Raw genomic sequence first — 12,968 nt, forward strand, 5'->3', positions numbered from 1 at the left:
CGAAAGAGGCTGTCCCAAAAGCCATGAAGTGGCTGCTTGGGACAGCTCTTTATTTTGTAGTAGGATCAACGTGAGCACTTGGGTGAACGCTGCGCGAACGGACCGTTGTTCCAATCGCTGTGCTCTCCAGATTTTTTTCATTCCCCTTAACGGTGAAAATCCGGAGACCAAGGCGACCGCTGCCGCTTTTCCACAATCGTTCCGTCCTCTCCGCTGTTTAAGCGGGAAAAGGTTCTTCAAATCTTTCTAAAATCACACAAAGAAACCTCTCTTTTGTTAAAATGGAGTTACCACACAACCATTTCAAAGGAGAGGTTTCTTTGTACATTCAATATACCATGGACCAACTTTGCTTGCCAATGGATCTGGAAGAAGATATCCCGAAAAATCACCTCGTTCGCGTCGTGAATGCCGCCGTCAACCGGCTGGACAACGCCATTTTTGACGCGGCCTATCCCGGCGGCGGCCGTGACAGCTACCATCCTAAAATGCTTACCAAAGTCATCATCTACGCATACACTCAGCGAATCTATTCGTCTCGCCAAATCGCCAAAGCGGTCCGGGAGAACATTCCCTTCATGTGGCTGGCCGGACGGCAGCGACCCGACTTCCGCACGCTGAATCGCTTCCGTTCCCAGCGGATGAGAAATGTCCTCGAAACGGTATTTACCGCCGTGCTTCAGTTTCTGGCTAACGAAAAATACGTGTCTCTGGAGCATTATTTTGTGGACGGCACTAAGATTGAGGCGAATGCCAATCGCTACACCTTTGTCTGGAGCAAAGCGGTCAGCAAACACAAAGCGAAACTGCAAGATAAGGTACAGGCCCTATTCGCTGACATTGACGTAGCGGAAGAGCAGGAAGAACAAAAGAACCAGGGCAAAGATCTGGCTGAACTCCGCACGGGTTCAGAAATGGACAGTGAGAAACTCGAACAAGCCATGCAAAAGCTTGAAGCTCAGCTTGCCGAAAAACCGAAAGACACGCCCCTAAAAAAGACGGTTCGGAAGTTGCGTAAGGATTTGCTCCCTCGACTGCAGAAGTACGAACAATATCAAAAGCTGCTTGGGGACCGTAACAGTTTCAGCAAGACCGATCCAGAGGCAACGTTTATGCGGATGAAAGAAGATCACATGCGAAATGGCCAACTGAAGCCAGGTTATAATCTACAGATCGGGACCGAAAACCAGTTTATTGTGGCCTACAGTCTCCATCAAAGACCGGGTGACACCCGCTGTTTAGAACCACATCTGGAAAAAACAAAGCAGTTCCTCGGGAAACTTCCAAAGACGGTCATTGCAGATGCCGGCTATGGAAGTGAAGAAAACTACGCCTATCTGGAAAAGAGCGAGATACAGGCCGTCGTGAAATACAGCACCTACCACAAAGAAAAGAGCAAAGCCTGGAAAGCCGACGTCGGAAAAATCGAGAACTGGACCTACGACGGATCCGAGGATCGTTGGACGTGTTTAGCTGGACACCCGCTGTATTTCCAACGAGAAAGCAAGGAAACCACAGAGAGTGGATACGAAATTAAGAAGCGTCACTACCAAAGTCAAAGCTGCGGAGGTTGTCCGCTAAAAGAAAACTGCACGAAGGGAAGCGGAAACCGGGAAATCGCAGTCAGTTTGGAGCGGCTTAGATACCAGAAACAGGCGAAAGAAATCCTCCGAAGCGAGGAAGGCTATCTATTGGCCGTACGTCGAATGACGGAGCCGGAAAGTGTATTTGGACAATTAAAGAATAACCGGGGCTTCCGGCGCTTTCTGCTTCGCGGCTTGGAAAAAGTGACGCTGGAGGTCGGTTGGCTTTCGCTCGCCCACAACCTGCTGAAGCAAGCAGCGAACGACCAGAAACGCAAAGGAGCGGTCCTCCAATAACGGAGAATCGCTCCTTTTTTTACTTGGTAAGCTTTGAAAAAGTTGCAGGTTTTGTTTCCACCTATAGAATATTTACTTTTGGGACAGCCCCTTTTACTATAAGGTGCGGGAACTAAATGCGTTACGCGTGGACCGGCTCTGGCCGCTTGACGAGCAGCGGCGGGGGAATCAGCCAGCCTTTTTTCTTCAGCAGATGCAGGTTCTTGACGCCGATGGCCGCTTTGGTCAGATGATATTTGGCGAACAGCGCGCCGATATCCTCACGGATGGACTGCCCCATAGCCTGGCTGCAGGCTACAAGCCCTGTCGCCAGATTGGCGGCCAGCATAGCTGCGATCTCAGGGTCTGAGAACCGTGCGCCCACCGGGATATCCTCCAGCCGGGTTTCTGGACGATTCGGCAGTGCCGGAGCGGCCGCAATACCCTGCTCAGACAGCAGCGAATCGCACTCGCTAATTTCCAACTCTGCCTGGTCGATCATTGCTGCGATAATTTTCTTCAGGTCACTGTCTCCGGCGTGATACATGTAAGCTCTGTAGGCTGATAAGGCTCCCTTGGCAGCCATAGAGGTCTCCCACACCATAAAAATTTCTCCATAATGCATCGGTTCTTCCTTCGGGTTACCGCCTAGAATGCCTGTCATAAGTAAGCTCCTTTTCGGTTGGATTTGAACAAGGTATAGCATACCCCTGCAGACCTGTCTGTTATGCTGCTGCTTTTTCTCTGGAAGCTGCATAATTACAGCGCTTAGAACCACAATAAGCAGGTGCGATTATGAATGAAGGTGGTTCGTCCATGAAAGCGTCACAAGAGTCCAGAGGGAAAAAAGGTTCCAAAGCGGCACTCATTGCGCTCGCTTCTATCCCGCTCATTATGACACTGGGCAACTCTATGCTGCTGCCGATCCTGCCGCAGATCTCCAAGGAGCTGGGGGTGAGCCCTTTCCAGGTCAGTATGATCATTACGGTCTATGGACTGATTGCCATCCTAATGATTCCCGTTGCCGGATATCTGTCAGACCGCTTCGGCCGCAAAAGGGTCATTCTGCCCAGCCTTATCCTGGCCGCCATTGGCGGAGCCGGATGCGTAGCAGCCGCCTGGTTCTTCAGCGGAATCACAGCTTACTGGATTATCCTTGCGGGACGATTTGTGCAGGGCATTGGAGCAGCGGGCGCCTTCCCGATTGTCATTCCGTTCGTAGGCGATCTGTTCAAGGATGAGAAGGAGGTCAGCAAAGGGCTGGGGATCATAGAGACCTCGAACACGTTCGGCAAAGTACTGAGTCCTATCCTGGGAGCCTACCTGGGCACCCTGCTGTGGTATGCGCCCTTCATAGCGATCCCGCTATTGTGTCTGATCTCCTGCGCGCTGGTGATCTTTCTGGTTCATTCGCCGAAGAGGGAGGAGGAAGCCGGTAAGCAGAGTCTGCGGCAATTCCTGAGCGGCATCAAGGAAGTGCTCCATGAACGGGGCCGGTGGCTGTACGCCATCTTCGCCATCGGCGGCATCTGCATGTATGCAACCTTCGGGGTATTGTTCTACTTATCAGAGACTCTGGAGTCGAGATATAATCTGCATGGAGCCTCCAAGGGCTTTGTGCTGGCCATTCCGCTGGCGCTGCTATGTCTGGCTTCTTACGGCAGCGGCAAGATCATCGGCAAAAACAAACCGCTCATGAAATGGCTCGGCTTCGGCGGTATGGCCCTGCTGACCGCGTCTATGCTGGTCACCGGCTTCAGCCAGAACATTTACTTCATGGTTGGCCTCCTAAGTCTGGGCGGTATCGGAATCGGCGTGGTTCTGCCTTGCATGGATGCCTTGATTACGGAAGGTATCGAGAAGGAGAACCGGGGCACCATCACATCCCTGTACAGTAGCATGAGGTTCATCGGGGTGGCGCTGGGTCCGCCGGTAGTCTCCCTGCTGATGAACCGGGGGCACTGGGTCCTGTTCGGCACCATGGCCGGTGTCGGTGCTGTCGGCGGGCTGCTGAGCTTCTTCGCGGTTACGCCGAGTAAGAAGGATGCGGACGGCGGGGGGCAAGCAGAACGGAGTGCGTTCAAGGCGAAGAAGAGTGGTGCGTTGCGCCAGCGGGCGCGGTAGGGTTGAAAGAAGGGGCGTCCTGGTGGGGCGCCCCTTGTTTGTGCTTTTGTGGATAAATATTTTTTGAACATCAGATTGAGGAGTCTGCCGTATAGAGGAATATTGCAATAAATGCAACATTCCTGCTCCACAGCAGCGATCAAAGCTGAAATCCTGCACGAATTGCAACAAATCCAGCGCTAACTTGCTCTAATTATCGGAAATCCTGCTAATGATGCAACATTGCTCTCCAGCCAGAAACTTGGTATAGAGGATTCCTGCAAAAATTGCAACAATTCTCTATATAAGCAGTCGGTGAGAGAAGGCACCAATATCCTTCACTCTACACCTCGATAATAATCGGCAGAATCATCGGACGGCGCTTCGTCCGCTCATACAGGAATTTGCTGAGCGTATCCTTCAGCGTCTGCTTGATCAGACTCCACTGGCCCAGATCGGCGCGGCTCATCTTCTGCAGCGTGGTTTTGACGAGCTGGTTGATCTCATCCATCAGGGTGTCAGAATTGCGGACAAAGATGAACCCGCGGGAAATCGTATCCGGCTCATTCAGCAGCCGCCCGTCGGCCTGGCTTAAGGTAATGACCGTGATCAGCACCCCGTCGGCTGAGAGCTGGCGGCGGTCCCGCAGCACTACATTGCCGATATCGCCAATTCCCAGTCCGTCGACGAAAATCTGCCCCGCTGTAATCCGCCCCGACTGGCGGACCACACCGCCTGCGGATTCCACCAAATCTCCGTTTTTCAGCAGGAAGATATGGTCTCCCCGGACTCCCACCCCTTCAGCCAGCAGCCGATGGTGATGCAGCATCCGGTATTCGCCGTGAATCGGAATGAAGTACTCCGGCTTCATCAGGGTCAGCATCAGCTTCAATTCCTCCTGGCTGCCGTGGCCGGAGACATGCAGCTCGCTGCGTGAGCCGTAGATCACCTTGGCCCCGAGGATATAGAGATTATCCACAATCCGGGATACATTGCGTTCATTGCCCGGGATCGGATTCGCCGCCAGCAGTACGGTATCTCCCGCCTGAATCTCCATCTGCCGGTTGCTGGCATTCGCCAGGCGCGATAAAGCGGCCATCGGCTCACCCTGGCTGCCTGTGCATAGCACAGCAACCTCTTCCGGCGGCAGCTTGGCGGCCTCCGCAGGCTCGACCAGCATTCCTTCGGGGACGTCCAGATACCCCAGCTCCCTGGAGACGTTGACCACATTGACCATGCTCCGCCCCAGCAGGGCCAGCTTGCGTCCGGTAAGTCCGGCAGCGTCCACAATCTGCTGGAGCCGGTGGACATTGGAGGCGAAGGTTGAGACGAAGATCCGGCGCTCCGCCTGCTTGAAGGCCTGCTCCATATGCGCGCCGACCAGTTGCTCGGAGGGGGTGAAGCCGGGCCGTTCCGCATTCGTGCTCTCAGAGAGCAGGAAGCGGACGCTGCGGGTGCCGATCTCCGCCATTTTGTGAATATCCGGGTATTGCTTGTTCACCGGGGTCATATCGAATTTGAAATCACCCGTATGGACAACCGTCCCTTCAGGGGTATCGAACACCACGCCCAGACAGTCCGGGATACTGTGATTGGTCCGGAAGAAGGTGGTCGTCACCGCCCCGAAGGTGAGCTCGGAATCGGCATCAATGCAGTGAAGCCTGGCATCCCGGAGCAGCCCGTGCTCCTTCAGCTTAGTCTCGATCAGGCCAAGCGTCAGGCGCGAGGCATAGAGCGGGAGATTCATCTGCTTGAGCAGATAAGGAATACCGCCGATATGGTCTTCATGCCCGTGGGTGACAATCAGGGCCCTCACCTTATCCTTATTATCCAGCAGGTAGGTAATATCGGGAATGATCAGGTCAATACCCAGCAGGCTCTCATCAGGAAATTTAGACCCGCAGTCGATAGCGATAATATCATCACCGTATTGCAGGATATACATATTCTTGCCAATCTCATGGACGCCGCCCAGGGCGGCAATCTGTAGACGTTCTTTTGCCATTGTTACAACTCCTCCTTGTCTCGGTGTTCTTAGGATTTACCGGATTTTGCGGATCATACGGATTCTTAATTACGTTGCCCGCGAATAGACTAACTATTATCAGGAAGTTAACAAAGCAAAAACTGACTGTACTTCATCGGGAGGGGAATAAATGAATATATGGAAAAGTGAAAAACCTTTTTTTGAAACGGACTCGATAACGGGACATCTGTATAGCGCTTGGCGGGGACACTGCAGGTTCGGTTACGATCTGGTTCGTAATTTAAAGCCGGGTAAATTGGTGGAATTAGGAACTTATTATGGGGCATCGTTCTTCTCCTTCTGTCAAGGCGTGAAGGATGAGGGGCTGGATACGAAATGTTATGCGGTGGATACATGGATTGGCGACAAGCATTCCGGCTTCTTCACGGGTACCATTTATGATTCGGTGCACGAGCTAGGAGAGCAATTCTATCCCGGAATCTCTAATTTACTCCGTATGACCTTTGACGAGGCTGTAGAGAATTTTGAAGACAACAGCATCGATCTTCTGCATATTGACGGTCTTCACACCTACGAAGCGGTCAAGCATGATTATGAATTGTGGCTGCCCAAGCTGGCTGACAACGGTGTCGTTCTATTTCATGATATTACTGTGCACATGGATGATTTCGGTGTATACCAGCTCTGGGATGAATTACAGGAATTGCACCCTGCTGCCCAATTTGAACATTCCCATGGTCTAGGCATTCTCATGCCCAAAGGCTGCCCGCAAGTTATGTCTTATATGCTCTCTAAATGGGATAAGATTAAACCTCTATACATCTGATCCCTGTGGGCCAGCCGTTTGAATTCCTCAGCGAGAGTGGAAGATAGGGACATCTATGAGGCTAACTGTATACACAAGCCACAAAAAGCACGCGCTCTCCTACAAAGGATGAGGCGCGCTTTTTCAATAGTGGGGATTTTCTTCACAATCCTAATATAACATGGTATATTAGGATATGTCTTTCCGAGAGAAAGCGGTAATGGAGGTGCTTGACTATGGCGGGCGACTCAGGCTCGATGCCGATGTACGAGAAGATTTTTCAGACGCTGCGCGAGCGGATCAACAAAAATGAATATAAAGCCGGGGAACGGGTTCCCTCGGAGAAAGAGCTATGCAGTGAGTTCGGGGTGAGCCGGATTACTTCTAAAAAAGCACTTAAGATGCTGGCCGACGAACATCTGATTGTCCGCCAGCCGGGCAGAGGATCGTTCGTAGCGGATGCGAATTCCCTAATCATGAAACCGTTTGAACTTCCGCAGACGGTACGGACAACGGGCAAGAAACGGATTATCGGGCTGGTGATTACACACTTCAGTGATATGTATGGAACCGAGCTGATCTACGGGATGGAGGAGGCTTCGCGCGACCATGACGCGTTCCTCGTCGTCCGGCGGTCCTTCGGGATTCCGGAGCTGGAGGAGAAGGCGATACAGCAATTGCTGGGACTCGGTGTAGACGGACTGATTATTTTCCCGGCACAGGGTGAATATTTCAGTGCAGAGATCCTGAAGCTGGTGATTCAGAAGTTCCCGTTCGTGATGATTGACAGGTACTTGAAGGGAATTCCTGCTTCCTCTGTGAGTACGGACAATATTCAAGCGGCCAAGGAGGCCACACAATATCTGTTTGGGCTGGGACATCGTCATATCGGATTCCTGGCACCACCTCCGGCGAATACCACCGCTATTGAGGAACGCATCGATGGTATTATCGAAGCTCATGTCGGGCAGAATTTGCTGGTGAACCGTGAATTATGGATGGAGACGATCACTTCTACGATGCCGAATGTGTTTGACCCGCAGGCCCGCATAGAGGATGTGGACCGGCTGGTGGAGCATCTCCGCCAGCATCCGCAGATTACCGCGCTGTTCGCTGCCGAATATAACATCGCGCTGCTGGTGGAGGAGGCGGCAGACCGGCTGGGCCTGCGGATTCCTGAGGACTTATCGGTCATCTGCTTCGACAGCCCCGAGCTGCAAGAGGGCTGCCGGATCACGCATATGCGGCAGAATCAGTTCAGCATCGGCAAGCAGGCCTTTGAGAATGTGCTGACGATGCAAGGGAATGAACAGCCGATTACCCGCATTCTTCTGCCGGCGGTATTAATCTCAGGCCGGTCTACAGCGAAGGTCCGTAAGCAATGACCTCACTGCAACAGGCCGCTTTCATCATAACGGAAATGAATGAGCCTTCATCGCGAAGGCTTTTTTGCTGCATTCTCAACCCAATTAAACATAACTAATATATCAATATGACATACTAATCTATAAATATACCAATAATATATTGACATATTGATATTATTTGTTTACTATAATGAAAGCGTTTGAAACACTGATATATACCATTTGGAGGTGCAACATACACCCGTGAAGCTGCAGAATGAAATTCCGAAGTCAGTCTATGATTTGATCGGCAAGATACAAGGGGAGTTGCCAGACTCTTCCAAGCTGGCCAAGATGTTCGAGGACTGCATGATCAATACCATTGGTACCACCATTTCGCAGAAAGCAGATGGCACCACCTTCGTTATAACAGGTGATATACCAGCTATGTGGCTGCGTGATTCCGCCGCCCAGGTTCGCCCGTATCTGCTGCTTGCCGCAGAAGATCCTAAGATGGAGGCGATGATTGCGGGTCTGGTGAAGCGGCAGATGAACTATATTCTGCTTGATCCGTATGCCAATGCCTTCAATGAAGAGTCGAACGGCCACGGACATCAATCGGATCTTACAGACATGAGCCCATGGATCTGGGAACGCAAGTATGAGATTGATTCGCTGGCGTATCCGATTCAGCTCAGTTATCTGCTCTGGAAGAATAGCGGCTGCGTATCGCAGTTCGACGAGACCTTCCGCAAGGCAGCGCTTGAAATCATGAAGCTGTGGAGAGTGGAGCAGCATCACGAGACAGATTCTCCCTATACGTTCCAGCGGCTGGATGCACCGCTCACGGATACCTTGACCCGTGAAGGCAAAGGCAGCGAAACTGCGTATACCGGGATGACCTGGTCAGGCTTCCGGCCAAGTGATGATTGCTGTGAATACGGTTATCTGGTGCCGTCCAATATGTTCGCTGTGGTGGTCCTGCGCTATCTGGAAGAGATCGCTCAAGCGATCTACGGGGACCAGGAGCTTGCGGCAGCGGCACAGAAGCTGGGGCAGGAGATTAATCAGGGGATTCAGGAGTATGGCATCTATAATCATCCGGTCTATGGGAGAATCTATGCTTATGAGACGGATGGGCTGGGCCACTATAATCTGATGGATGATGCCAATGTGCCAAGCCTGCTGTCCTTGCCTTACTTGGGTTATACCGACGAGAATGACGAGGTGTACCGCAATACCCGGAGATTTATCCTCAGCGAAGACAATCCTTATTACTATAAAGGGCAGGTTGCAGAAGGCATCGGCAGTCCGCATACCCCGGAAGGTTACATCTGGCACATCGCCTTGTCTATGCAAGGACTTACGTCACCGGAACGCAGCGAGAAAGAACGCTTACTGCAGCTGATTCAGGATACGGATGGCGGCACAGGCCTGACACACGAAGGCTTCTCTGTCAACGATGCCGCAGCATTCACCCGTCCGTGGTTCTCCTGGTCGAATATGCTGTTCAGCGAACTGATTATGGATTATTGCGGATTACGGGTAGTGAAGTAGACCGGATAGTAAGTAGACCAGATAGCGAAGTAGAAAAGACGGCTTGTCCGTTCTTTTCGAAGCTTTTATGAAAGCGTTAAATATAAGGATTTATATGTTGCACATGATAAAGAAATTACAACCAAAAGGGGCAAAGACAAATGAAAATAAATAAATTCAAAGTTTCAATGACTGCGGCAATGGCTTCTCTTCTTCTGTTGACTACAGCTTGTTCAAGCGGCAATTCGAATTCTGGTTCGGGCGCAGCCGAAGGGAAGCAGGAGGTCACGATTACCTTCCGTTCGTCGGGCTCTGAGGATACATTGACCAAGTATTTTGAATCGGGACTGATTGAGAAGTTCGAAACGGACAACCCGGATATCAAGATCAAGATTGCTCCGGTGCTGGCCAGTGAAGGGGATTACACCTCCAAAATCGTTCTGCAGATGAAATCGCCCGATACAGCGCCGGATATTGTAGCCGAAGATACCTCAATCATCAAGTCGGATGCCGCAGCCGGATACCTGGAGCCGCTGGATACACAGGTTGCGGGCTGGAGTGACTGGAAGGACAAATTCATTGAGAACCTCAAAGCCGGTGTGACCGGTGAGGACGGCAAAATCTACGGTGTCCCTGCAACCTCCGATACACGCGGTATCTGGTACAACAAAGAGCTGCTGGCACAAGCAGGATTACCGGTACCGTTCAAGCCAGCCTCTTGGGATGAGGTGCTGGAAGCAGCACGCACGATTAAGGACAAGCTGCCGGGCGTAACTCCGCTGAATATGATCGTGGGCAAATCGAGCGGAGAAGGCGTAACCATGCAGACACTAGAGATGCTTCTGTACGGCACGAACGACACACTCTACAACGATGAAACTAAGAAATGGGTCGTAAGCAGCCCCGGACTTCTTGATTCCTTCAAATTCATTAATCAATTGTTCAATGTAGATAAGACAGGCCCTTCGATGCAGGTAGCGCTTAACGGACAAGCCGGCAGCATTGCCTTCCAGCAGCTGTTCCCGCAAGGCAAGCTGGCGATGGCCGTAGACGGAAGCTGGGCCGGCTCCACCTGGTTCGAGAACGGCGCAGCACCGATTGAGAATGTAGCAGACAAGATGGGCTTCGCTCCATTCCCTACGCAGAACGGTCAAGAGCCTGGAGCGATCACCATGTCCGGCGGATGGGCCTGGTCGATTCCGGCACAATCGCAGAACAAGGAAGCCGCATGGAAGTTCCTGGAGTTCCTGATGAATCAGGAGAATGCAACAGGACGTGTAGTAGCAGAGGGCAACCTGAGCCCGCGTAATGATTCGGTGGACGTAGCAGGCTATACAGACCGTACGTATACAGCGGAGGCGCAAGCCTTACTGGAAGTAGCGAAATTCCGCCCGGCCAATGATCAGTATGCGACTGTATCTGCGCAGCTTCAGAGCATTGTCGAGAGCATTGCTTCAGGCAAGCTGTCGCCGGAAGATGCTGTGAAGCAGCTGAAGGATAATGTTACCCGCTCGCTTGGCGAAGATAAAGTAGAAGTCAAATAGAGGATTTGAGAATTCGAACGCAGAGGAGAAGCCATTCTCCTCTTTCGGATTTGGAGGGGGAGTGACCTATGAAAAGGAAGTCGCGGGGCGCATTTTTATTTCTGACGCCTTCTGTCTTGCTGCTGCTAATATTTTTTATCGTACCGATTATATTGACCATTTGCTTTGCTTTTACCAATATGGCTCTGACGGGGAGTGCTGCCCGTAACCTGCAATTCATCGGCTTCCAGAACTTCACGAACATGTTCCAGGACCCGGATTTCCGGATCAGCGTCTGGAGAACCCTGGTGTTCCTGATTTTCTCAGCGGTCATCGGGCAGGTCGTGCTTGGCTTCATTCTGGCCCTGTTAATGAAAGAGAAGAATGTAACCTTCCGCCGGATCATCGGCATTATCGTCATTGCGGGCTGGGTTACACCGGAGATCGTTGTCGCCTTCTGTATGGTGGCCTTCTTCAGTGATAACGGGTCCCTCAATCAGATCATCGGCTGGTTCGGCATTAGCCCGGTCTCCTGGCTGTTCAGCTTCCCGATGGTGAGTGTCATCATTGCCAACATCTGGCACGGCACCGCGTTCTCAATGATGGTCTATCAATCTGCTCTGGATGAGATTCCTAAGGACATTGAAGAGGCAGCCACGATTGACGGCGCAAGCAACTTCAAGATTCTAAGCTACATCACCATTCCTATGGTCAAAGGCTCGATCGTCACCAACATGATGCTTGTCACGCTCCAGACACTGGGCGTATTCACACTGATCTATACCATGACCGGAGGGGGACCGGGAACGGCCACTCAGACCTTACCGGTATTTATGTACAACCAGGCCTTCGTCAATTATCAATTCGGATACGGCACTGCAATCTCACTCGTACTGCTGGTGATCGGAATTGTTGCAAGCTTGTTCTATATGAAATCTATGAAAGTCAAGGTCTAACCCTGAAGGAGGTGCATCACTGTGGTCAAGCATAGGCTTCAACGTAATATCCAATACGGAATTCTGGTGGTTCTGGGACTCTGTTTCCTGCTGCCGTTATTCTGGATTCTGCTCGCTTCGTTTGATACAAATGCCCAGCAGGGTATTAAGTTCCCGAACTTCACGCTGGATAACTTCTCGGCAGTGCTCGGAGACAGCGGCAATCTGCGTTCGTTCGGCGTAGGGATCATTCTCTCCGGAGGTCAGGCAACCCTTGTTGTTCTTGCATCCGTCCTGGCTGCGTACCCGTTATCCCGTTATGAGATGCGCTTCAAAAAAAGCTTCCTGCTCAGCATCCTCTTCATGACGGCTCTGCCGATTACGGCGGTTATGGTTCCGGTATTTCAAATGTTCCTGTTCTTCAAATTGCAGAACTCAATCTTCGCAACCATGCTCTTCCTCACATCCTCCTCGCTTCCTTACGGGATCTGGATGATGAAGAGCTTCATGGACTCTGTGCCAATCGACCTGGAGGAAGCAGCCTGGATCGACGGGGCCTCCGTCTGGGGCGGATTACGTAGAATCGTGGCTCCGCTAATGCTTCCAGGTATCGCAACGATTGCGATCTTTACCTTCTCGGGCAGCTGGGGGAATTTCTTCGTACCGTATATTCTGCTCCAGACACCGGAGAAGCTGCCGGCATCCGTTACCATCTATCAATTCTTCGGCAGCCACGGCATGGTCGAATACGGCAGACTCGCTGCCTTCTCACTGCTCTACACGATGCCTTCCGTAGTGCTGTATATGTTCTCCCAGCGGTATATGTCCAAGGGGTTCAGCATGGGCGGAGCAACTAAAGGATAATGGAGGGTTA

Annotated in this window: 10 protein-coding genes; 8 read left to right on the forward strand and 2 right to left on the reverse strand. The window is 51.7% G+C overall.

Features of this window, described 5'->3' with window-relative positions; genetic code table 11:
- Positions 1-320: 320 nt before the first annotated feature.
- Complete coding sequence (locus tag MKX63_RS14110) at positions 321-1,880, forward strand: IS1182 family transposase (protein WP_341016062.1); 1,560 nt, start codon at positions 321-323, stop codon at positions 1,878-1,880.
- A gap of 121 nt (positions 1,881-2,001) precedes the next feature.
- On the opposite strand, the gene MKX63_RS14115 is transcribed toward MKX63_RS14110, so the two are convergent.
- Positions 2,002-2,523 (reverse strand): DUF3231 family protein, encoded by a 522-nt coding sequence (locus tag MKX63_RS14115; protein WP_341017799.1) that lies wholly within the window; start codon positions 2,521-2,523, stop codon positions 2,002-2,004.
- Positions 2,524-2,675: 152 nt separating this feature from the next.
- On the opposite strand from MKX63_RS14115, the gene MKX63_RS14120 reads away from it, so the two are divergent.
- Positions 2,676-3,983 carry an MFS transporter gene (locus tag MKX63_RS14120; protein ID WP_341017800.1) on the forward strand — a complete coding sequence of 436 codons (1,308 nt, stop codon included), beginning with the start codon at positions 2,676-2,678 and terminating at the stop codon, positions 3,981-3,983.
- Between the two features lie 322 nt (positions 3,984-4,305).
- Here MKX63_RS14120 and MKX63_RS14125 read toward each other — a convergent pair whose 3' ends face one another.
- Positions 4,306-5,967: a ribonuclease J gene (locus MKX63_RS14125; protein WP_341017801.1), complete on the reverse strand. Its 1,662-nt coding sequence runs from the start codon at positions 5,965-5,967 to the stop codon at positions 4,306-4,308.
- Positions 5,968-6,118: 151 nt separating this feature from the next.
- Between MKX63_RS14125 and MKX63_RS14130 the strand changes: the two genes are divergently transcribed.
- The 6 genes from MKX63_RS14130 to MKX63_RS14155 all read left to right on the forward strand — a co-directional run bounded on the left by MKX63_RS14130 (position 6,119) and on the right by MKX63_RS14155 (position 12,958).
- Complete coding sequence (locus tag MKX63_RS14130) at positions 6,119-6,775, forward strand: class I SAM-dependent methyltransferase (protein WP_341017802.1); 657 nt, start codon at positions 6,119-6,121, stop codon at positions 6,773-6,775.
- A 215-nt stretch (positions 6,776-6,990) separates the two neighbouring features.
- Entirely contained in the window at positions 6,991-8,139 is a 1,149-nt protein-coding gene (locus MKX63_RS14135) for a GntR family transcriptional regulator (RefSeq protein WP_341017803.1), read from the forward strand.
- Between the two features lie 225 nt (positions 8,140-8,364).
- Positions 8,365-9,657, forward strand: a complete 1,293-nt coding sequence (locus MKX63_RS14140; protein WP_445323502.1) for a glycoside hydrolase family 125 protein — start codon at positions 8,365-8,367, stop codon at positions 9,655-9,657.
- Between the two features lie 140 nt (positions 9,658-9,797).
- Positions 9,798-11,180: an extracellular solute-binding protein gene (locus tag MKX63_RS14145; protein ID WP_341017804.1), complete on the forward strand. Its 1,383-nt coding sequence runs from the start codon at positions 9,798-9,800 to the stop codon at positions 11,178-11,180.
- Positions 11,181-11,248: 68 nt separating this feature from the next.
- Complete coding sequence (locus MKX63_RS14150; protein WP_036699600.1) at positions 11,249-12,115, forward strand: carbohydrate ABC transporter permease; 867 nt, start codon at positions 11,249-11,251, stop codon at positions 12,113-12,115.
- Between the two features lie 21 nt (positions 12,116-12,136).
- On the forward strand, positions 12,137-12,958 hold the full coding sequence (locus MKX63_RS14155) for a carbohydrate ABC transporter permease (protein ID WP_209871669.1): 822 nt from the start codon (positions 12,137-12,139) through the stop codon (positions 12,956-12,958).
- The last annotated feature ends 10 nt before the right edge of the window (positions 12,959-12,968 follow it).

This window comes from Paenibacillus sp. FSL R7-0179, from assembly GCF_038002265.1.
Taxonomy (GTDB): Bacteria; Bacillota; Bacilli; order Paenibacillales; family Paenibacillaceae; genus Paenibacillus_AQ.